At 38.9% G+C, this 22,716-nt stretch carries 20 protein-coding genes; 18 read left to right on the top strand and 2 right to left on the bottom strand.

The genetic code is table 11. The features are described from left to right. The first annotated feature begins 48 nt into the window (after window positions 1-48). On the top strand, window positions 49-1,209 hold the full coding sequence (locus tag UH38_RS10770) for a sugar phosphate nucleotidyltransferase (protein ID WP_045054657.1): 1,161 nt from the start codon (window positions 49-51) through the stop codon (window positions 1,207-1,209). A 116-nt stretch (window positions 1,210-1,325) separates the two neighbouring features. Here UH38_RS10770 and speA read toward each other — a convergent pair whose 3' ends face one another. Next, complete coding sequence (speA, locus tag UH38_RS10765) at window positions 1,326-3,344, bottom strand: biosynthetic arginine decarboxylase (RefSeq protein ID WP_045054656.1); 2,019 nt, start codon at window positions 3,342-3,344, stop codon at window positions 1,326-1,328. 135 nt (window positions 3,345-3,479) lie between these two features. On the opposite strand from speA, the gene ndk reads away from it, so the two are divergent. Beyond that, window positions 3,480-3,929, top strand: a complete 450-nt coding sequence (ndk, locus tag UH38_RS10760; RefSeq protein ID WP_045054655.1) for a nucleoside-diphosphate kinase — start codon at window positions 3,480-3,482, stop codon at window positions 3,927-3,929. A gap of 37 nt (window positions 3,930-3,966) precedes the next feature. Here the strand turns inward: ndk and UH38_RS10755 are convergent, their stop codons facing one another. After that, window positions 3,967-4,698: a TerC family protein gene (locus UH38_RS10755; RefSeq protein ID WP_045054654.1), complete on the bottom strand. Its 732-nt coding sequence runs from the start codon at window positions 4,696-4,698 to the stop codon at window positions 3,967-3,969. 498 nt (window positions 4,699-5,196) lie between these two features. Between UH38_RS10755 and UH38_RS10750 the strand changes: the two genes are divergently transcribed. The 16 genes from UH38_RS10750 (at window position 5,197) to UH38_RS10675 (ending at window position 22,689) form a co-directional block, all read left to right on the top strand. After that, window positions 5,197-6,027, top strand: a complete 831-nt coding sequence (locus UH38_RS10750; protein WP_045054653.1) for an ABC transporter permease — start codon at window positions 5,197-5,199, stop codon at window positions 6,025-6,027. 16 nt (window positions 6,028-6,043) lie between these two features. Continuing rightward, complete coding sequence (locus tag UH38_RS25340; RefSeq protein WP_045054652.1) at window positions 6,044-7,309, top strand: ABC transporter ATP-binding protein; 1,266 nt, start codon at window positions 6,044-6,046, stop codon at window positions 7,307-7,309. A gap of 6 nt (window positions 7,310-7,315) precedes the next feature. Next, window positions 7,316-8,188 carry a class I SAM-dependent methyltransferase gene (locus UH38_RS10740; RefSeq protein ID WP_045054651.1) on the top strand — a complete coding sequence of 291 codons (873 nt, stop codon included), beginning with the start codon at window positions 7,316-7,318 and terminating at the stop codon, window positions 8,186-8,188. A 138-nt stretch (window positions 8,189-8,326) separates the two neighbouring features. After that, window positions 8,327-9,265: a glycosyltransferase family 2 protein gene (locus UH38_RS24790; protein WP_052672341.1), complete on the top strand. Its 939-nt coding sequence runs from the start codon at window positions 8,327-8,329 to the stop codon at window positions 9,263-9,265. Between the two features lie 108 nt (window positions 9,266-9,373). Then, window positions 9,374-10,096 carry an FkbM family methyltransferase gene (locus UH38_RS10730; RefSeq protein ID WP_045054650.1) on the top strand — a complete coding sequence of 241 codons (723 nt, stop codon included), beginning with the start codon at window positions 9,374-9,376 and terminating at the stop codon, window positions 10,094-10,096. Beyond that, the gene (locus UH38_RS10725; protein ID WP_045054649.1) at window positions 10,093-11,334 is read left to right on the top strand and encodes a glycosyltransferase family 4 protein; all 1,242 of its coding nucleotides are present in this window, start codon (window positions 10,093-10,095) and stop codon (window positions 11,332-11,334) included. Before UH38_RS10730 ends, UH38_RS10725 begins: the two co-directional genes overlap by 4 nt. 14 nt (window positions 11,335-11,348) lie before the next feature. Beyond that, entirely contained in the window at window positions 11,349-12,470 is a 1,122-nt protein-coding gene (locus UH38_RS10720) for an EpsG family protein (protein WP_045054648.1), read from the top strand. A gap of 131 nt (window positions 12,471-12,601) precedes the next feature. After that, window positions 12,602-13,486: a glycosyltransferase family 2 protein gene (locus tag UH38_RS24785; RefSeq protein ID WP_052672340.1), complete on the top strand. Its 885-nt coding sequence runs from the start codon at window positions 12,602-12,604 to the stop codon at window positions 13,484-13,486. A 54-nt stretch (window positions 13,487-13,540) separates the two neighbouring features. Further along, on the top strand, window positions 13,541-14,728 hold the full coding sequence (locus UH38_RS10710) for a glycosyltransferase (protein ID WP_045054647.1): 1,188 nt from the start codon (window positions 13,541-13,543) through the stop codon (window positions 14,726-14,728). Between the two features lie 6 nt (window positions 14,729-14,734). Beyond that, complete coding sequence (locus tag UH38_RS10705; protein ID WP_045054646.1) at window positions 14,735-15,385, top strand: class I SAM-dependent methyltransferase; 651 nt, start codon at window positions 14,735-14,737, stop codon at window positions 15,383-15,385. A 20-nt stretch (window positions 15,386-15,405) separates the two neighbouring features. Then, a complete protein-coding gene (locus UH38_RS10700) occupies window positions 15,406-16,182 on the top strand; it encodes a glycosyltransferase family 2 protein (RefSeq protein ID WP_045054645.1) in 777 nt (258 codons plus the stop codon). 43 nt (window positions 16,183-16,225) lie between these two features. Further along, the gene (locus UH38_RS10695; protein ID WP_045054644.1) at window positions 16,226-16,795 is read left to right on the top strand and encodes a YdcF family protein; all 570 of its coding nucleotides are present in this window, start codon (window positions 16,226-16,228) and stop codon (window positions 16,793-16,795) included. 64 nt (window positions 16,796-16,859) lie between these two features. After that, a complete protein-coding gene (locus UH38_RS10690; protein ID WP_045054643.1) occupies window positions 16,860-17,846 on the top strand; it encodes a GDP-mannose 4,6-dehydratase in 987 nt (328 codons plus the stop codon). Further along, window positions 17,837-18,376 carry a putative colanic acid biosynthesis acetyltransferase gene (locus UH38_RS10685; protein WP_045054642.1) on the top strand — a complete coding sequence of 180 codons (540 nt, stop codon included), beginning with the start codon at window positions 17,837-17,839 and terminating at the stop codon, window positions 18,374-18,376. Before UH38_RS10690 ends, UH38_RS10685 begins: the two co-directional genes overlap by 10 nt. A gap of 591 nt (window positions 18,377-18,967) precedes the next feature. Continuing rightward, the gene (locus UH38_RS10680; protein ID WP_045054641.1) at window positions 18,968-20,344 is read left to right on the top strand and encodes a glycosyltransferase family 4 protein; all 1,377 of its coding nucleotides are present in this window, start codon (window positions 18,968-18,970) and stop codon (window positions 20,342-20,344) included. A gap of 71 nt (window positions 20,345-20,415) precedes the next feature. Next, window positions 20,416-22,689 (top strand): GumC family protein, encoded by a 2,274-nt coding sequence (locus UH38_RS10675; protein WP_052672339.1) that lies wholly within the window; start codon window positions 20,416-20,418, stop codon window positions 22,687-22,689. The last annotated feature ends 27 nt before the right edge of the window (window positions 22,690-22,716 follow it).

Genomic DNA, 22,716 nt, shown 5'->3' with positions numbered 1-22,716 from the left:
ATTAAATAACTAAAGTGAAATGGCATTAATACCGAGGAGTGAATCTTTATGAAAGCCATGATTCTAGCGGCTGGTAAAGGTACTCGCGTGCGTCCTATTACCTATGTAACGCCCAAACCGATGATTCAAATCTTGCAAAAACCAGTAATGGAGTTTTTGCTAGAACTACTACGTCAGCATGGTTTCGACCAAATCATGGTCAACGTTAGCCACTTAGCTAACGAAATAGAAAATTATTTTCGGGATGGACAGCGGTTTGGAGTAGAAATCGCTTACTCATTTGAGGGGCGAATCGAAGATGGCGAATTAGTGGGAGAGGCGATCGGTTCTGCTGGCGGAATGCGGCGGATTCAAGACTTCTCGCCATTTTTTGACGATACTTTTGTCGTATTGTGCGGCGATGCTTTAATTGACTTAGATTTAACTGCGGCGGTGAAGTGGCACAAAGCCAAAGGTTCAATTGCCACAGTAGTTATGAAGTCCGTACCTAAAGAAGAAGTTTCTAGCTACGGCGTAGTTGTCACTGACGAAGACGGTAGAATCAAAGCTTTCCAAGAAAAACCATCAGTAGAAGAAGCTTTAAGTAACAACATCAATACAGGAATTTATATTTTTGAGCCAGAAGTTTTAGATTATGTTCCTTCCGGTCAAGAGTACGATATCGGCAGCCAACTATTTCCCAAATTAGTAGAAATCTCCGCACCCTTCTATGGCATCCCAATGGATTTCCAATGGGTAGATATCGGTAAAGTCCCTGACTATTGGCAAGCGATTCAGGACGTGCTACTAGGTAACATTAAGAACGTCCAAATCCCCGGTCATCAGGTCAAAGAAGGTATTTATACAGGCTTAAACGTTGCCGTAAACTGGGACAAAGTAGACATTACAGGACCAGTTTACATCGGCGGCATGACGCGGATTGAAGATGGAGCTAAAATAGTCGGACCAACCATGATCGGTCCTAACTGTTGGGTATGTGGGGGCGCTATGGTAGAAAATAGCGTAATCTTTGAGTATTCGCGTCTCGGTCCTGGCGTTCGCTTAGTAGATAAGCTAGTTTTCGGGCGTTATTGCGTAGACAAAAATGGCGCTACTATTGACGTTCAAGAAGCAGCATTAGACTGGCTAATTACCGACACAAGGCAAGCACCACCTTCGCATCCGGCAGTGGAAAGACAAGCGATCGCAGAATTATTAGACAGCCACTAGAACAGTGACCAGTTATGCAGTGACCAGTGACCAGGTAAAAGAGAAGTAGCAAAATACTGTTAATTAACAGCCACTAATTACTATTTCTTAACTGGTAACTGGTCACTGGTTACTGGTCACTGATTAAGATATGTGTACCGACTGAGACTTTGTTCGTAAGTTTGCAATAGCCTTTGCGATTCTGCTAAGGTAATGCGCTTTTCTTGCAAAGCTTGTTCGGTACGCTGGCGGATGCTTTCTACTAAATCCTCGGCATCATATTGTACGTAGCCCACAACTTCTGTCATCGTGTCCCCTTTGACTACGTGTTCGATTTGGTAGCCTTTGGGCGTTAACTGAATGTGAATGGCATTAGTATCGCCAAATAAATTATGCAAATTGCCCATAATTTCTTGGTAAGCACCGCTGAGGAACATTCCCAAGTAATAAGGCTCTCCTGATTGATATGAATGCAACTCCAAAACAGATTTGACATCGCGCAGATCGATAAAGCGATCGATTTTGCCATCGCTGTCGCAAGTTAGATCGGCTAAAATGCCTCGCCGCGTCGGTTCTTCACCTAACCTGTGAATCGGCATAATCGGAAATAGCTGATCTATTGCCCAACAATCTGGCGCTGATTGAAACACAGACAGATTGACGTAATAGATGGAAGCCATAATTTTTTCCAATTCTTCCAAATCGTCAGGAACGTAATCTTGCTGTCTGGTAATTGCCAAAATCTTCTCGCAACAAGCCCAGTAAATGCGCTCTACCCTAGCACGTTCAGTTAGGCGCAAAATGCCTAAGTTAAACCGACTAATGGCTTCTTCTTTAAATTGAGCAACATCGTGATAAGCCTCTTGAAAATTCTCAACGTTAATCGATTGATAAGTTTCCCATAGATTCCAAATAATCGGTGGTTCGCCTTCTTGGGGTGGTTCTGGTTGCCCTGATGGTGCATCGCAGGTGCTAAGAACATCAAAAATTAGCACTGATTGGTGGGAAGCGATCGCTCTACCACTTTCGCTAATCAATGTTGGTACGGGTAACTGCCGTTCGGCACAAGTATCTTTCAACTCCGCCACAATATCATTGGCGTAGTTTTGCATATTGTAATTTTTCGAGGCGTAAAAATTAGTTTGCGAACCGTCATAATCTACGCCCAAGCCGCCGCCAACATCTAAATATTTCATATCAGCGCCCAAAGACGCTAATTCTACATAAATCTGACTAGCTTCGCGAATTGCATCTTTAACGACGTTAATTGCCGAAATTTGCGAACCAATATGGAAGTGCAACAACTGCAAAGAATCTAGCAAATCAGCCGCTTTTAATTGTTCTACAGCTTGGATAATTTCGGGAATAGTTAACCCAAACTTAGCCCTGTCGCCGCTGGATGTACCCCAGCGCCCCATTCCTTGCGTACTTAACTTAGCCCGTACGCCTAAAATCGGTTTAATGCCCAATTGACGGCTAGCAGCAATCACTAAATCGACTTCCTCAATTTGTTCGAGAACAATAATTGCCGTTTGTCCCAATCTTTGGGACAGCATCGCCGTTTCAATGTATTCTCGGTCTTTATAACCATTACAAATTAACAGCGCTCCTGGCGTATCTAAAAGAGCTAAAGCAATCATCAATTCTGGTTTAGAACCAGCTTCTAAGCCAAATTGGTGCGGTTTGCCAAAGCGCACCAAATCCTCAATTAAGTGACGTTGCTGGTTGCATTTGACCGGAAAAACGCCTCGGTAAACACCAGAATAGTTATAACGAGCGATCGCTTTGGCAAAACAAGCATTTAAGCGTTCGATCCGATCTTCCAAAATGTCCGAAAAGCGCAACAGCATTGGTAAACCCAAATTGCGCTGTTTGAGGGCATTTACTAATTCAAATAAATCTAAAGAGCCACCGCGATCGCCTTTAGGAGATACAGTGATATGACCTGCGGCATTAATTGAGAAGTATGGTTCTCCCCAACCTTCTATCCTATAGAGGTCTTCGCTATCTTCTATTTTCCACTGGGACGAAGGCTCAGTTTTAACTAGCGCCACCGACGTTTTTTGTTTGCGAGCTAGTTTGCCATTTTTATCTTCGCCTGTTTCTGGGGCGGATTTTTTTTCAATTGCTGACGTGGCGGTTGACTCTAAACCCATTTTCTACTAAACCTCCATTAGCACCTGACGAATAGCCAGTCTAACAAATCTATTCCCAGACCATCTCATCTTATAGGAGACTTTGTAAGCTAATCTGATTTTTGTACTAATTTCGTAGATTTTAGGGAGATAGTTTTGGAGAGGACATTTCTTGCAATCAAGCCTGACGGCGTACAACGTCAACTCATCGGCGAAATTATCTGCCGCTTTGAAACTAAAGGTTTTACTTTGGTTGGCTTAAAATTCATGAAAGTTAGCCGCGAACTTGCCGAGCAACATTACGATGTTCACAAAGAAAAACCCTTTTTTAACGGACTTGTAGAATTTATTACTTCTGGTCCAGTTACAGCTATGGTCTGGGAAGGCGATGGAGTCGTCGCTGCGGCTCGGAAAATGATTGGTGCTACTAATCCTCTTTCTGCCGAACCAGGTACTATTAGAGGCGATTTCGGCGTAAATATCGGTCGCAATCTCATTCACGGTTCTGATGCTGTAGAAACGGCGCAGCGGGAAATAGGGCTTTGGTTTAAGCAAGAAGAATTAGTTGATTGGCAACCTACTTTAAGCGGTTGGATGCGCGAATAAGACAAAAATAGCCCGCATTTGCGGGCTAATCAATTACTCATTCAGAAACTGGACTTTGTTCGGGTTCTATAGCTTCGCTTTTAACAAATGGTTGAGTTAAAGTTCGTTTCGAGAAACCCCAGACAAAAATTAATGCGATCGCACTAATCATTAACCACTCTGGCGGGACTAAATCGGGGTTGAATACCCGCACGAGCAAGCGCAAGCCTACTAGCGCCACAGTAATATAGCCAGCAGTCTCTAAATGGACAAATTCATCGAGCCAGCGAATAAATAAGCCAGCCATAAAGCGTAAAGTTACAATACCGATAGTTGCGCCTGTAAGTACCAGCCAAGTTTCTTGCGAAACTGCGATCGCTGTTGTGACGCTATCTAAGGAAAATGCTAAGTCTGTAAAGGCAATAACGGGGATAGCTTGCCAAAGTGAGTCAAAGCGCGGTCCGTGATGTTCTCTACCATCATCGTCATCAGAAGTAAAGTATTGAAATACCAGCCATAGCAAATAAGCTGCTCCTAACAGTTCAAACTGCCAGAACTTTGTTACCCATGTAGCTGTCAAAATTAGGCTAATTCGCAGTACATAGGCAACAACTAAGCCTAAATTGAGCGCTCTATTTTGTATCTTAGGATCTTCCAGTCCTTGGGCGATGGCGGCTAAAGCGATCGCATTATCGGCAGATAGCACTGCCTCCAGAAAAGATAAGATGATTAAAACTAAAGCAGCTTCAATCGATGCGTGGTACGGGGAATTTAGAATTTGGTCGAGCATTAACTATTTCTATAATTTGAGACTTATAAATTGCGTATCAGGTTAGATAAATCAACTGTTGCTACTTTATTACAGCTTAACCTCTAGACGATAGATTCTACAGCTTTACTTAGGGAAAGGGCGATCGCTGCTTTTCACTACCGCAAAGTTGTAAATAATTTTTGTCTTTATAGTAATTTTATGTATATTTTATGACTACTGCTTTGAATAAAAACAGTAATATTACGCTTGCCAATCAAAGAGGCATGAAGTTAAATTGCTTTGATATTTTATAAAACTGCTGAAAAATAATTGGCAAAGATACTTTAAAAATAAATAACAAATGTCTTGAGTGCAATAGATAACAAGTAATTGTCTAGTTAGCAGTAAATAATTTAATGTACATTTGTTGGGTAAAAATTTTACTATTTCAACAGTCTTTCTAATATATAAAATTAGCAGTAATAAATTACACTTAACTTATCGTAAAGTGTAAAAGCTAACTGCAAGAGCAACTTTATGGCACATATTAGTCAAACGGAAACAATCATTGAAGCCGGACGTACAGAGAAGCAATACTGGAAAGATTTATGGAAATACCGAGAACTATTTTATTTTTTAGCATGGCGAGATATATTAGTTCGATATAAACAAACAGTTATAGGTATTGCTTGGGCATTAATTCGACCGCTTTTAACAATGATTGTATTTACAATTGTATTTGGTAATCTAGCCAAGCTGCCTTCTAGCGCACCTTACCCTATCCTGGTATTTGCTGCAATGCTACCTTGGCAGTTTTTCTCAAATGCACTTACAGAATGCAGCAATAGTTTAATTGTTAATGCTAACTTAGTTTCTAAAGTTTATTTTCCTCGCTTGATTGTACCTACTAGCGCAGTAATTGTTAGCTTTGTAGACTTTATGCTGTCTGGTACAATTTTGCTGGCTCTAATGGCATGGTATAACTTCGTACCTAGCTGGCGAATTTTGATATTGCCTATATTTATTCTTATTGCTTTTGCTGCCTCAATGGGTGTAGGGTTGTGGCTAGCAGCCTTAAATGTTAAATACAGAGATTTTCGCTATATAGTGCCATTTATTGCTCAGTTTGGACTGTATATTTCTCCAGTAGGTTTCAGTAGCAACATCGTCCCAGAAAAATGGCGGTTGTTATACTCAGTTAATCCAATGGTAGGTGTAATTGATGGATTTCGCTGGGCGATTTTAGGAGGAGAAGCACAACTATATTTGCCAGGATTCATTCTTTCTATGGCTTTAGTTATCTTCCTATTTTTTAGTGGAATTTGGTATTTTCGGAAAACAGAGCGATCGTTTGCTGATGTGATTTAGGTAATAGTTATAAACAATGACAGAACCAGTAATCAAAGTCGAAAATTTAGGCAAAAAATACATCATTAATCATCAAAAACAAGAGCGATACACCGCCTTAAGAGATGTAATGACTAAAACAGCCAAATCTTTCGGCAAAAAAATACTAAATCCTTTTAAAGCAACACCTAGTTCATCTGTAGAAGATTTTTGGGCATTAAAAGATGTATCTTTTGAGATTAACCCAGGCGATCGCGTAGGCATTATAGGTCGAAATGGAGCAGGAAAATCAACTTTATTAAAAGTTCTCAGTCGCATTACTGAGCCTACAACTGGGAGAATCGCAATTAGAGGTAGAGTAGCAAGCTTACTAGAAGTAGGTACAGGATTTCATCCCGAATTAACTGGTAGAGAAAACATATATCTTAACGGTTCTATCTTGGGTATGAGCAAGTACGAAATTCAAAAAAAGTTCGATGAAATTGTTGCTTTTGCTGAAGTAGAAAAATTTTTAGACACACCAGTAAAACGTTATTCTTCAGGAATGTACGTACGTCTAGCTTTTGCTGTAGCAGCACATTTAGAGCCAGAAATACTGATAGTAGATGAAGTATTAGCAGTAGGAGATGCAGCTTTTCAAGAAAAATGTTTGGGGAAGATGGAGTCAGTAGGTTCTAGTGGTAGAACTGTTATTTTTGTAAGCCATAACATGGATAGTATTCGCAGGCTATGTACGTCTGGGATCTATCTTAATTCAGGAGTCATAAAAGACAAAGGTTTAATCGAACCTATAATTGTTAAATATTTGGAGCAATTTCGCGGACAGCAAACTGATAACAATATTATCAGTTTTAATAAGCCTAATGCAGCAAGTTTTTATGTAGATAGAATTGAAATTTTAAAGGTAGATGAAACCCCTAATTACGAAGTCTATACGTGGGATGCGGTGAGATTTAGGATAGTATTTTATTCTCCTTATAATCTAAAAAATGGCTCTGTAGTTATGCAAATTTCCACTCTTACAGGAACAGTATTAAGCTTATGTTCAACTCAACCAGATAGTTGTGTGAAAGTTGATTTTAAGCAAGGAATGAATCAGATTGATTGTATATTTCCCAAATTAATGCTTTCAGCAGGACAATATCTTATAGGTGCTGGGTTAGCAATAGCAAACGCAGAGTGGCTTTTTCGAGAACTAGATAGAGGTGTCATGAATGTCTTGTCAAAAGATATCTTTAACTCAGGACTTGCGCCCGCTTCTTCTCGCTATACAATTCCACAAGAACATCTTTGGGAAGTATAAAGCATAATGCTGAATATTGATAACAATTTTACTTTTAAATGTTGTCCTGTATGCACTCAAGATACAACTTATAAGGTGGGAAATATTAATTATTCTTCGCCAATCTACTTTTCAAGCCAAGAAATATTAGTTAATATGCAACCTGCATTGTGGCGATGTAAAAGTTGCAAGTCAGGTTTTGTCCAAAATATTATTCCCGAAGAAATAGCTACTTATCTTTATACAAATAGTTCTGCTGATAAAAGATGGTCTAGCTCGAAATTTACAGAATCAAAATGTCAAGAAGTCATCAAGGCTTTAAACGCAATTTTTCACTCAGGTTCAAGCGTATTAGATATTGGCTGCAATACAGGAGAACTGCTAGATTATGCTAAGGAAAAAAATTGCAAAACATTTGGAGTTGAATATTCATTAACAAGTAGAAATGTGCTTAAAAGCAAGGGACATACCGCTTACGGCGATCTACTTGAAGCTAACGATTGCTACGACATAATTACGGCATTCGACTTGATAGAACATTTGTATGACTTACCAAGTTTTTTGGAGGTTTGTCATGAAAAACTAAATAATAACGGTTATTTAGTTTTTCTAACAGGTAATATTAATTCTATAAGCTCTTTAATAACTAATTCTAAATGGTGGTATGTAAGTTATCCAGAGCATATTATTTTCCCTTCAAAGCATTACTTCAAGTCTAATCCTAAATTTAAACTGCAAGCATGGATTCCTACTTATGCCAGCAAGTATTTCAAAAGGTCTTGGCTATTTTTCATAGAAAGATTTACTAAAAGTTGTTTATTAAATAGATATAATGGTTTTCCTTCTATTGGTAAAGATCACATATTGATTATTTTAAAAAAATGTCTTTTTGATAATTAAGTGTTTTTAACATAATCTTGATATCCGAGATATTTTGTATGCAAAAGTGTAAGTATATTATATAAAAACATTATTATAATCTAAAAAGGAGCTTAAATTAACTAAGATGTGTAATTTTAAATTCAAAATATAACCATTATGAATAACACTTCTGACAAATTGCAACAATTATCTATAACACCTTCAAACAGACCTGTGTCGCCTTGGTTAGACAAAGAAAGCTGTACATCAATACAAAAAAACGATGAGTTTAAATATCCAAAAATTTCGGTGGTTACTCCCAGTTATAATCAAGACCAATTTATAGAAGCAACTATTAGTTCTGTACTAATGCAAAATTATCCGAACTTAGAATACATAATTATAGACGGTGGTAGCACTGATAAAAGTGTAGAAATTATTCGTAAATATGAGCAATATCTTACCTATTGGGTGAGTGAAAAAGATAGGGGACAGTCTCATGCAATAAATAAAGGCTTTGCCAAATCAACTGGTGACATTCTCTGCTGGATCAACTCTGATGACTTACTGAAACCAGGCACGTTAGACTTTGTAGCTAGAAGTTTTTCAGATACATCTATACCCGCTTGGCTTATAGGTTGTAGTGAAATTATTAATAGTACGGGTTCTGTAATTAAGCTAAAAACACCCAAAAATCTAAGTCTCAAAAGTATGTTATTGTGGCATAAAAACTGGTTTTCTCAGCAATCTACATTTTGGACTCAACCTATGTGGGAAATTGCAGGGGATTTAGATGAAACTCTTTATTATGCTATGGATTTTTCTTTATGGATTAATATGTTTAGGTGTAGTTCGCCTATTATAGTTGAAGATATTTTATCTTGCTACCGCTTTCAAGATCGAGCTAAATGTTTAGTTCAACCAGATAAAGCTTTTGCAGAAATTTTAGTTGTTCTATCAAAAAAACTAAAACCAACGTTAAAAGATGTAAAGTTTAAAACTTTTGTAATAGAAGCTTTGATTAAAGTGGCTGCTGCATATAGTTTGCAGCAACTAAAAGGCAATAAGGTAGCTAAAGTTGGCAGAAAAATTGTCAGAAAAATAGTTTCAACATAATATAGACCTTGCACTTGAAGTCGTTCAAAGATAAAAATTGCCTAGATTAAATTTGCCATATTGAATTTAATACTAAAGTTTAAGACTTTATCACTTTGCATATAAAACATGATCAAAGATACAGTTAAAAAAATTCTAAATTCTTTAGGATTTGATGTAAGAAAATACAATCCTCAAGCTTCTGAATCTAGTAGACTTAATCATTTTTTTACATATTATAATGTTGATTTAGTGCTAGATGTAGGAGCAAATGTTGGACAGTACGCCAAATTTATTAGAAAAATTGGATATTCTGGAAAAATAGTTTCATTTGAACCTCTATCAAGTGCATACTCTCAACTACAACTTATTAGCAGTAAAGATCCTTGTTGGGAAATTGCGCCTCGTGCCGCTATTGGAAGTTATGAAGGAGATATTACTATTAACATATCTGCTAATAGCCAAAGTAGTTCTGTATTAGATATACTTGAATCCCATCTCAATGCAGCACCTGAATCTAGGTATTGTGATACCGAAACAGTAAGACTTACTAAACTTGATACTATAGCTCAACAATATATTACACAGGGTACTAAATCAGCTTTTTTGAAGATAGATGTTCAAGGATTTGAGAAGCAAGTTATAGAAGGAGCAAGTCAAATCTTATCCACAATACATGGTATTCAAATAGAATTATCTCTAGTTCCTCTATATCAAGGTCAATTAATTTTTTCAGAAATGTTGAAATTTATGGAAGAAATAGGTTACGAACTTCATGCTGTTATACCTGGATTCACCGATTTAAAAACAGGTAGATTGCTTCAAATGGATGGGATATTTTTTAGAAAATGAAAGTATGTATAGTTAGCCGTTCTGATGGTAGAAGTGGTGGCTTTGCGGCTGCCTATCGACTTTATCAAAGTTTACTTCAGTCTGGTGTAGATGCAAATATGCTAGTTGAGGACAAACAACGCGATGACTCTACAGTTTTATCTCCAAAAAGCAAAATTGCTAAGGGATGGGCAAAGTTCGTCCCAACTTTGGACGCATTGCCACTATCACTATACCCACAGCGAGAACGTGGTAGCTACTCTATGCAATGGGTTCCAGATCGAGTTGCTGCAAAAATTGCTCGCATTGCACCAGAAGTTATCAATTTACATTGGATTAATGCTGGGTACGTACAATTAGAAACTGTTGCTAAGTTCAAAAAACCGATTGTTTGGACGCTACATGATATGTGGGCTTTTACAGGCGGTTGTCACTACAGTGGAGACTGCGATCGCTATATCAAATCGTGCGGTTCTTGCCCTCAACTCCACAGTAGCAGCGATTGGGACATCTCGCGCTTATTGTGGCAGCGAAAAGCTAAAGCTTGGCAAAATTTGAATTTAACTATTGTTACTCCTAGCGCTTGGTTAGCTGAACGTGCTAGGGCTAGTTCTTTATTTCAAGACTTGCGGATAGAGGTAATCCCCAACGGTATTAATACTCAAAGCTACAAGCCAATCGATAAAAAAACCGCTAAAGATATATTAGGATTACCCCAAGACAAACAGATTATTTTGTTCGGTGCAACTAATGCAGCAAGTGACTTAAGAAAAGGATTTCATTTGCTCCTACCAGCTTTGCAACTCTTGCAGCAATCTCATGGCGATCGCTTAGAAGTAGTAGTTTTTGGTTCATCCCAACCTAGCAATCCACCAGATTTTGGATATAAAACTCACTATTTGGGTAAGCTATATGACGATATTTCCCTATCTTTAGCATACTCCGCTGCAGATGTCTTCGTTGCACCTTCAATTCAAGATAATTTACCCAATACAGTTATGGAAGCTTTAGCTTGTGGTACTCCGTGTGTCGCCTTTAAAATTGGCGGGATGTCTGACTTGATAAGCCATCAACAATGCGGTTATTTAGCTCAACCATTTGTCGTAGAAGACTTATCTCAAGGTATTTCTTGGGTAATAGAAAATATCGAAAGACATCATAAATTAGCGAGCAATGCTCGAAAAAAAGTTGAAGAAAACTTTACTTTTAAGATTCAATCTAGCCGCTACTTAGCTCTTTACAAACAAGTAACAACTTAGATTTTGAACTAAATATGACAATTAAACCCGATATTTTATTTATTCTCATCGAATTCGCTTATTTAATAATTTTTCTCACCTTTGAGTTTACTAACTTTAGCTTTCTAGTTGGGATAGCGTATGTTTTAGCAGGCTTCAAATTCTCTATTGCTGCAACTGCTTCCTCTGATATGCTTGCTTATAATAAAGTTTATGATGGGATAGCAAGTTTTGGTGCAGAAGCAACTTTTCGCCGCCAAGGTTATACTATGGAGGGCAGTTTTTTAAACTTACTATATATTGTCAAATTGTTACATATACCGTTAATAGTATTTCATATAATCATAGTCATTCTTTTTTTACTATCAGTCAACTTTCTATGCCAAGCTCTGGTATCTAAAAATCAAGCAACTCGAATAGCCTTGTTATTTGGCTTCTTCCCAGTTGGCGGAGAGCTTTGTTTTTATCTGTTAAGGCAACTTTTATCCACTAGCTTGGTATTTACAAGTTTAGGCTTTTTATATAGAGATAAGCTAACCAAAGCTTTTGTTATTTTTTCTTCTTCTGTATTATTTCATAGTTCTGCTATCTTATATACTCCTTTTTTCATTGCTAAATTAATAAAAAACAATATATTAAAAATAACACTAATTATGCTCATTTATGGAGCTTATATCTTTTTAATTTCTAATACTGATGTAGGTGGTCAGCTAATTTCTTCTCTAACCGGAGAATCATCAATATACTCTTCTAAATACCGTATAAACACTTTAGCAGATTATACTGTAGCCCAAGGTCAAAGACGAGCAGATATTGGAGTAATTACTGCAGTTATGCTCTCTTACTTTGCTTTAATGGTGACATTTAAAATCAATGCTATCCAAAAAAGTAAGTTGTGGCTATATCATAGCTTCACATTTATATTTACTGTCTTTTATATACTTTTAAATTGGTTGGAAATATTCTGGATATCTTCAAGAGTTAATTTCATTTCAGATATGTTGCTTTTTACATCAAATATATTTCTAAGTATGGAGTTTTCATTCAAGCATAAAGACAAACTAATTTTTTCTACTTTAGCTGTAGCACTTTTTTGGATTTCTACATATGTAATTATTAAAAATTATGAAACCAATGGAGTATTATTTAGGATTTAATTTTAATTTGTCAATCTATTAACATATTTTCATTGTTAAAAAAAATACAATTGTAATATAAACAAAAATTATAAAGAAAACAAATTAAGATTAAGCACATAAAATTCAATAAAATTTATAAAATAACATTTATGAGCTATAACAATTCATTGGTAACACCATTAATCTCGGTTATTGTTGCAGTATATAATCGCTCTGCATCCTTGCAGCGTTGTATTGATAGCGTAGTAGCTCAGACCTATGCTAATAAAGAATTAATTATTATAGATGGTGGTTCTACTGATGGCACAGTTGACATACTGAAAGCGAATAATGAAAAAATTACTTACTGGGAATCAGAAAGCGATCGCGGAATTTATCATGCCTTCAATAAAGCACTAACACAAGCAAAAGGCGAGTGGATCTATTTTTTGGGTTCTGACGATTATTTATGGGATGCTCATACCTTAAAGACTATAGTTGATGAACTAGAAAACATTAAAGATGAAAATGTCAAAGTAGTGTATGGAAAAGTTGCTATCGTTTCTCAAACGGGCGATGTACTGCAAGTAATCAATAAGCCTTGGTATCAAGTAAAAAAATTATTTTTACAAGGTTGTTATATATGTCATCAAGGTGTTTTTCAGCATCAAAGCCTGTTCGCGCAACACGGACAATTCGACGAATCTTTTCCTATCTCTGGTGACTACGAATTATTACTAAGAGAATTAAAATCTCCACGTAGCCAGCCTATATTTCTCCCCGATATTACAGTAGCAGCCATGCAAACAGGAGGTTATAGCACTTCCCCACAGCACAGAATTAAAATTTTGCAAGAATATGCTAGAGCAAGGCGAAAAAATCGCGTGCTTGTATTTCCCTTGGTTTGGCTGTGGAGTTACATAAAAGCTGTGATTTGGTTAATGCTAATGAAGACTTTTAGCAAGCAAACTGTGACATATATAGCCGATCGCTATCGATTTTTTACAGGAAGAGTGCCAATATGGAGCAAAATATCCCAGAGTGAAAACCCGTAAGACAGCTTTCTGCCTTTAACACTCTAAAATTGCATCCTACTTAAAGCAAAGCTTGTGAAAGTCCTGCATATTATCCCTTCAGTTGCTCAAATTAGAGGCGGTCCCAGTCAAAATACCTTGGTATTAGTTAAAGCCCTTCGCAAATGTGGAGTAGATGCAGAAATCGCCACAACTAATGACAATGGTCCAGACTTGTTAGACGTGCCTTTAGATCGGTGCAGCGAGTATCAGCAAGTTCCTGTGTGGTTTTTTCCTCGCTTTTCACCCCCAATCAACTCAGTACGCGAATTTGCCTTTTCCAAAGGGCTAACTAAATGGTTATGGCAAAACGCTTCTAAATACGACCTATTGCACGTCCGCGCTCTATTTTCTTATGCTTCTACCGCCGCAATGGCGATCGCCCGCAGCCAAAATTTAAATTATCTAGTTGAACCTCACGGTTTACTCTGTCAGTGGTCGATGCAACAAAGCACGCTCAAAAAACAAGTTTACCTCAGTGTAATCGAGCGAGCAAACATCAATGGTAGCCAAGCTCTACGTTTTAGCTCCCTGCAAGAGCAACAAGAAGCAGCCCAACTTAACCTCAAAGCGCCGAGCTTTGTCTTAAATCACGGGCTAGCTATACCCGAACTTATCCCTAACGCCCGCCAGCAACTACGAGAATTGCTGCAAGTTCCAGAAGATCGACCTGTAATTTTGTATATGTCTCGGCTGCACCCGAAAAAAGGACTAGATTATCTCATTCCTGCTTTAGGCAAACTAGCACCACAAGAATTTAGTTTTGTTTTAGCAGGAAGCGGTACGCCTGAGTACGCTGCCGAAGTAGAAGCGCTGTTAGTTGCCGCAGGGATTCGCGATCGCACCTATCTAGCTAACTTTGTCTCTGGCGAAACCAAGGATATATTCTTACAAGGAGCCGATTTATTTGCTTTGACTTCTCACTCAGAAAACTTTGGCGTTGCTGTTTTAGAGGCAATGGCGGTAGGCGTACCTGTTTTAATTACACCTGGTGTCGCTTTAGCTCCTTTAGTTGCCCAACATCAACTAGGATATGTAGCCGAACTGGATGTAGAGGCAATTGCTTTTAGTCTGCAATCTTGGCTAAACGAGCCACTGCAAGCCAAACAAATGGGCGATCGCGCTCGGCAACTAGCAAGGGAAAAATATGCATTAGAGCGCGTAGCTGCCAACTTAAAAGACATTTACACAGCTATTCTCAAACGAGAACTTATTAGTTACTAAAAATCTATGGAAACAACTGCAAGCAAACACGATTATGGCTACAGCAACAGTAATGCAGGGCATCATCACGCCTACTTACTACCTGTGCTTTTACCCATGTTACGTACCCACACAGAGCGCAGCGATGCTAAAAAGTTGCGCGTGTTGGATTTAGGCTGTGGTAACGGTAGTCTTAGCAATGCGATCGCCCAAAATGGTTATGAAGTCGTGGGCATTGAAGAATCAGACTCAGGCTTTAAGTTTGCTTGTCAAAGCTACCTAGATTGCCAGTTTATCCAAGCAAGCATTTACGATTTACCCTATTCGCAGTTAGCCGACGCTTTTGATATCGTCATCTCTTCTGAGGTAATCGAACACTTATTCTATCCTAGAGAGCTATTAAAAAATGCCAAAAAATGTCTTAAACCCAACGGAAGCTTGATTTTGACCACACCCTATCACGGTTATTTTAAAAATCTATCGCTAGCTGCGACTAACAAAATGGACAATCATTTTACAGCCTTGCGCGATGGTGGGCATATTAAGTTCTTTTCGGTAAAAACGTTAACTTCTTTACTGATATTAGAAGGATACACAGATATTAACTTTAGTTTTGCTGGTCGATTGCCCTATCTATGGAAATCAATGTTATGTTCTTGTACGCCTACTAAGGAATAGATATTTAGCAGCATAGAGCAATGATTGAGAAAATAACCCCACTAATTTTAACGTTCAACGAAGCGCCTAATATTGACCGCACTCTGCAACATTTAACATGGGCGCAAAAAATTGTAGTAATTGACAGCTACAGTACCGATAAAACTGTAGAAATTCTCCAATCCTATCCTCAAGTAGAAGTATTCGAGCATAAGTTTGAATCCTTCGCTGCTCAATGCAATTATGGTTTAGAAAAAATTCAATCTCAATGGGTACTATCATTAGATGCAGACTATATTTTAAGCGATGAATTAATTGCAGAAATTAAATTATTACCCCCAGAACCAGACGCAGACAGCTATTCTGTTAACTTTAAATATTGCGTTTTTGGTAAAGCATTACGCGGAACTTTGTACCCAGCTAGGCAAGTGTTGTATCGCAAAGATAAAGCTTATTATCAAGAAGACGGACACGCTCATAGAGTAAGTATCAACGGATATTCAAGCGCTCTTGCATCCTATATATATCACGACGATCGCAAATCGTTAGATCGTTGGCTGAATGCTCAAAATAAATATATGATAATAGAATCAAAAAAGATTCTCACAACTCCAAATAGCCAACTTAGCTTTAGCGATCGCATCCGCAAGCAAAAAATTATTGCGCCATTAGCAATATTGTTTTATTGCCTAATTTTAAAACAAGGCATCCTAGATGGTTGGGCTGGCTGGTATTATGCATTCGAGCGGATGCTAGCAGAAACTTTACTATCAATCCGCTTAATAGAAATGGAAAAGTTACTGCATAACCAAAACTAGACAGACGAATGCTCGACATTAACTAAATTAGCGCAAAAAACTGATGACACTCAATCGCAAATATAGGAGACATCAATTTAGCTGTTTAGCACTTGTTGGACTAATTGTCGTCATATTAAGCTGTATTCCGCTCCGCATGGCGATCGCCAAACAGATTGCGCCCGCCCCTCAAGCTATTCTTACTTTGGGCGGCGATATAGATCGGGAAATATTTACCGCTCGCTTTGCCCAAATGCATCCATCCTTAGACATTTGGATTTCTTCTGGCGCTAATTTAGAGGCAACGCGGCGGGCTTTTCAGCAGATTGCGCCGACACGAGTTCATATAGATCGGCGGGCAATTGATACTGTAACTAACTTTACTTCATTAGTTGCTGATTTTAAACAGCACAAATTTCATCATATATATGTAGTTACTGCTGACTACCATATGCGCCGCGCAAAAGCGATCGCAACCTTCGTCCTTGGCAGTCAAGGGATTGCCTTTACTCCTGTAGCCATGCCTACTAATAAACCTGTAGAATCTCGGTTGCACCTACTGCGCGATGTTTGCCGAGCCTTACTTTGGGTGCTTACAAGACGTACTGGCGCTAGCCTGCATCCTAGTATTTAATGCAGAATATAGCTTATTATCATCTTAATTATTTTGCTGCAATCAGTTAAAAAGGATAACACCCTTGAAAAAAGCGTTAATTTGTGGAGTATCAGGTCAAGATGGAGCATATCTAGCTCAATTACTCCTCGATAAAGGGTACACCGTCTGCGGTACTTCCCGCGATGCTCAAATCTCCTCATTTTCCAATCTCGTGCGTTTGGGCATTCGCGATCGCTTAAAGTTAGAATCAGCCTCCTTGAACGACTTTCGCAGCGTCTTACAAGTGTTAGCAAAAATTCAGCCAGACGAAGTTTACAATCTAGCCGGACAAAGTTCTGTCGGTCTTTCCTTCGAGCAACCTGTAGAAACTCTCGAAAGTATTTCAGTAGGTACGCTTAACTTACTAGAGGCGATTCGCTTCATGGGCGAACCAATCAAACTCTACAATGCAGGCTCTAGCGAGTGCTTTGGTGATTGCAGCCAACAGCCAGCAGATGAAACTACTCCTTTTCGCCCCCGCAGTCCGTACGCTGTAGCCAAAGCAGCAGCATTTTGGCAAGTAGCTAACTACCGCGAAGCTTACGGCTTATTTGCTTGTTCTGGCATCCTCTACAACCACGAGTCTCCGTTGCGCCCAGAACGTTTCGTCACTCAAAAAATTATTGCTGCGGCGTGTCGCATTGCTCGCGGGAGCCAAGAACAATTGCATTTAGGAAATATTTCTGTTGTGCGCGATTGGGGCTGGGCTGCTGATTATGTGGAAGCTATGTATTTGATGTTGCAGCAAGAGCAACCTGACGATTATGCGATCGCTACAGGTGAAAGTCATCCACTATCAGACTTTATTGCTACAGCTTTTGCTTGCTTAGGTTTGGACTGGCGCGAACACGTAGTTAGCGATGCGAGTTTGCTGCGCCCTACAGATATTGCAGTAGGTAGAGCTAATCCTACCAAAGCTAAAGAAAAGTTAGGATGGCAAGCACGCCATAAGCTTAAAGATGTAGTAGAAATGATGGTACAAGCTAAACAAGCCGAGTTGGAGCGTACAAATACAACTCCATGCGTTTAGATAATTACACCCTAGGTAGCTATACCCCTGGTGCTACTTTATGGCAGCAGCTACTTTGGTATTTTGTCGGACAGCCATTATTTTGCAGTTATTGGCTGCCCTTTTCTAGATTGAAAGTATGGCTTTTACGCTCTTTTGGTGCTGAAGTTGGACAGCACGTACGGATCAAGCCAGGAGTAAGGGTAAAATTTCCTTGGCGGTTGAGCGTTGGCGATTATGTTTGGATTGGCGAAAATGCTTGGTTAGATAATCTTGCTGCAATTAAGATTGCTAGTCATGTTTGTATATCTCAAGATGTTTATTTGTGTACTGGAAATCACAACTGGAGCCATCCAGATTTTCAGCTAATTACTGCCCCGATTGAAATTGAACAAGGTTGTTGGATTGCCGCTCGTGCCGTTGTTGGACCTGGAGTTACTATTGGCAAAGGTGCAGTTCTAGGATTAGGTAGCGTTACAGGGCGATCGCTCCAAGCTATGACTATTTATACTGGCAACCCTGCCCAACCGCTCAAACAGCGGATTATTTAACTATATTTCCAACTATTTAATAATTACTTTTTATACACTGGGATTGCTCGCGCATTTAAAAGATTTTTAAAATATAGCCTGTGTAATTTTATACATTAAATTTAGGCTAATTATTATATATAAATTTTTTAAATATTGAGACTAAATAACAAGTAGTAACTTAGTTGATTTTGAGCTAAGAGTCAATAACAATTTGTTGCATTTGTTGCTAATAAAATTGCAATGTGCTAATTTGATTTACCGTACTACTACTCCTACAAATAGTATATACTTTTATTTTTGCTTCCGTAAAATTACACTTGTAAGCTTAAATAAACCAAGCTACATTCCTGGTGTAATTTTGTTTTGAGTGTCTACCATCAAACATCTGTATCCGCAGATACTTGCATTTGAGCTTAAAGACTTAAGCTCATAATTTTTAATAAATTTTAATTTTTCTATGACCAAACAATTTGCATCAGTAACTCAGATAAGCTGCTCGATTTGCCCAAAAACCTCAAAATACACGTAAAAACGGCAACGAGTAGTAGCAATTTTTGGCGAACGACGCAAGTGTTTGTTAGACCCAAGTTTAAAGCTAGGAAGCTAGGGATGTTAGATAAATATTGGTCAAAACCTGCTCAAGTCAAATTAAAACCATTGGGAAAAAAAGATAATCAAACAAAACTACATAGTTGTTTAAAGTTGTCTGTTTTCACACAGTTTTATCCTCCAGATTATGCAGCTACAGGTCAATTAGTTGAAGAGCTAGCTATAGAATTAGCTAAGTTAGGCATAGAGGTACAAGTATTTACCGGACAGCCTGGGTACGCTTTTGAAAAAGCATCCGCTCCTTTAAAAGAATGTGCAGATAAATTACATATTAGGCGATCGCGCACAGCTAAGTTATGGAATGCCCGGATTAGAGGCAAAGCAATCAACGGACTGTTATTTTGTCTGCGTTCTGGGTTGCATTTATTAAAATCAGCAAGTCGTGGCGATATCTTGCTGCTGACAACTGCACCACCTTTCTTGCAAATCCTTGGCTACTTAGCTAATCGTTGCTTCGGTACGCCCTACGTTTGTTTGATTTATGACTTGTATCCAGATGTAGCAGTGGAGTTGAAAGTAGTTTCACCGCAAAACTTGCTAGTCAAAAGCTGGGATTGGCTAAATAAAAAGATTTGGCGCAAAGCCCAAAGTGTCGTAGTCTTAAGCTCGACAATGAAAGAACGAGTACAAGCCAAATGCCCAGAAATAGCTCAAAAAATTACTGTAATTCACAATTGGGCTAATCCAGATTGGATCGTACCAATCGCCAAACAAGATAACTGGTTTGCTCAAAAGCACGACTTAGTAAATAAATTTACAGTGCTTTACTCAGGTAATATGGGGCGCTGCCATGAAGCAGACACAATATTAGCAGCCGCAGCACAACTACAAAACGAGCCAATTCAATTTATATTTATTGGCGGTGGCGCAAAACATAAAAGTTGCCTGCAACAAGTAGATCGCCTAAATTTACATAACTGCAGGTTTCTGCCCTACCAGGAAAAGGAAGTTTTACCCTACTCGCTTACAGCTTGTGACTTATCTCTAGTTAGCATCAACGAGGGTATGGAGGGATTAGTTGCGCCCAGCAAACTTTATGGTACTTTAGCCGCAGGTCGTCCAGTAGCAGCAATTTGCGAGGAGCATTCGTACTTGCGATCGCTACTTGCAGAAGCAGGGTGTGGCGATACCTTCAATCATGGAGATGGAACGCAGTTAGCCCAGTTCATTCGCCATTTAGCTAATAATGCACAACTAGCAGCCAAAATGGGTAACTCAGGACGACAATACTTAGAAAGGAACTTTACCCCCGAAATTATTGCTCGGCAATATTCTAAACTATTGCGTCAAGCCGCAGTCAAACCCCAAAAACCTATTTTGCCCAAATTGTTTAAATCTATTTCTCAAACAGTTAAAAAAGAAAAAATTAAACGCTAAACGAGCGAAGCTTGTGAGTAAATATGACTAAGTTATTGTCCTGCACCAGATTGCCGATTGGCAGCTAAATTATGGAAGAGCAACAAAAAACTCAGCATTTAGCCTTTGAGAAAAATGGCAAGCACCTCCAGCCATCATTACCTATCTATTCAAACTCCTTAGCCAACAATAGCGATCGCTCTGACAACGATTTAGACTTGCGATCGCTTTTGACAGTAATGCGTCGGCGAGCAATCACAATAGGCAGTGTAGCGATCGCCATCGCTGTAGGTATTGGTTGTTGGACATTATCGCGGGAACCTAAATACGAAGGTACTTTCAAACTTCTAGTTGAACCGGTAACTACAGAAAACAAACTAGACGAACTAACGCAAATTCCTGGGATCAGTAACATCAACTTGCAGCAACAGGGCTTAGACTACGATACCCAAGTTCAAGTGTTGATCAGCCCTGAATTAATGGAGCCAATTATTGCTAGATTAGCCCAGCGCTATCCAGATATTGACTACAAATCAATGTTGGAAGATTTAGCAATTGAGCGTTTTGAAGCTACAAAAATTTTAGAAGTCAGCTATCGAGCTACGCAACCAGAGCAAATTCAATTTGTCTTAGAGCAGCTAGCTAAAGAGTATTTAAAGTATAGCTTGGCAGAGCGACAAACTACTTTGCGTCAAGGCATCCAATTTGTTGATGCTCAGTTGCCAGAAATGAGAAGTCGTGTCAATAGCTTGCAAAGAGAATTACAAGTATTTAGACAACAATACAATTTTATCGACCCAGAAGTTAAAGCAGAGCAACTAGCAAAGCAAGTAGATGAAATTGAACTGCAACGCTTAGATACAGCCAAAGAATTAGCAGAAACTCGCGCCCTGTACGCAAATTTTCAAACTCAATCTGGCGCAGCACTAGCTGATAGTCCAGAATTTTACACGGCAACAAGTTCGCAAGAGCGAACAGATACACCTCAAGCTTTAAAAGAAGCTCCTGTTTATCAAAAATTAGTAGGACAGTTGCGCGATATCGAAAGCCAAATTGGCGCAGACTCAACTCGATTTCAAGACGACAGCCCGACTATGATTGCGCTACGTCAGAAACGAGAAAATTTACTACCAGTACTGCGGATAGAAGCGCAAAGGATATTAGGAAATAAATTAGTAGAACTGTCAACTACCATTTCTAAATTAGAGGTGCGTTTGGCTCAAATTGTCCAAGCAGAAAACAAAATAGATAGGCAAATCGAACAACTACCAACCTTGGCACGTCAGTACACAGACTTGCAAAGAGAATTAAAAGTAGCAACTGAAAGCTTGAACCGATTTTTAGAAAAACGCGAATCATTGCAGATTGAAAACGCGCAAAATGAAATTCCTTGGCAAATTATCGCCGCGCCCAAAGTCGACGACGAAGATCCAGTTTCACCCAAGATCGCACGCAATTTGATTTTAGGAGCGATTGCAGGCATCATGGCTGGTATAGGTGCAGCTTTATTAACAGAACGGTTAGACAATGTATTCCATTCACCTGAAGACCTCAAAGAGCTAACAAAGTTGCCGCTTTTAGGTGCTATTCCCTTCAACAAAGGACTCAAACAACTGACACCTTTAGCACAAGCCAAGGTAGAAAAGAAAGTAGACGGCTATAAATTGGTACTGCCCAATATTAACAGCCAGCAAAACGAGTCTTATTTCCCATTTATAGAAGCATTCCGTTCTCTGCATACAAATATCAATTTTCTAGGTTCAGATACGCCAATTCGCTCTTTAGTAGTGAGTTCGGCAGAAAAGGGCGATGGTAAATCTACTGTAGCCATACAATTGGCACAAGCTGCAGCATCAATGGGTCAGCGAGTGCTAATTGTCGATGCGGATATGCGCCTACCTCAAGTACACTTACGCTTAAATTTGCCCAACGAGCAAGGTTTGAGCAACATCATTTCAACCAACTTGCCTATATACGAAGTAATTCAGCGATCGCCCATATCAGATAACTTGTTTGCGATTACTTCCGGTCAAATCCCGCCCGACCCAATCAAACTGCTATCTTCTAAAAAGATGCTGAATATCATGGCAGAAATACGACAGGAGTTCGATTTGGTAGTTTACGATACGCCGCCGATATTAGGTCTTGCTGACAGCAGTATCATTGCCAAACATACAGACGGAATTGTGGTCGTTGTCCGCCTAGCTAAAACCGATCGCTCAGTAGTCAAACAAGCATTAGATGGATTGAGGCTTTCTCGCGCCAATGTTCTAGGGACAGTAGTAAATGGCGTAAAAAAACACAGTAGTAGTGCCTACAATTACTACTACTACAAAGGCAAGACTCCCCACGCTAACTCTAATTGAACTGTAAAGCAAGTGTATTAACAAACA

Source organism: Aliterella atlantica CENA595, from assembly GCF_000952155.1.
Classification (GTDB): domain Bacteria; phylum Cyanobacteriota; class Cyanobacteriia; order Cyanobacteriales; family Chroococcidiopsidaceae; genus Aliterella; species Aliterella atlantica.
The sequence above is the reverse complement of the archived record's forward strand: the minus strand, read 5'-3'. Positions and strand labels throughout refer to the sequence as shown.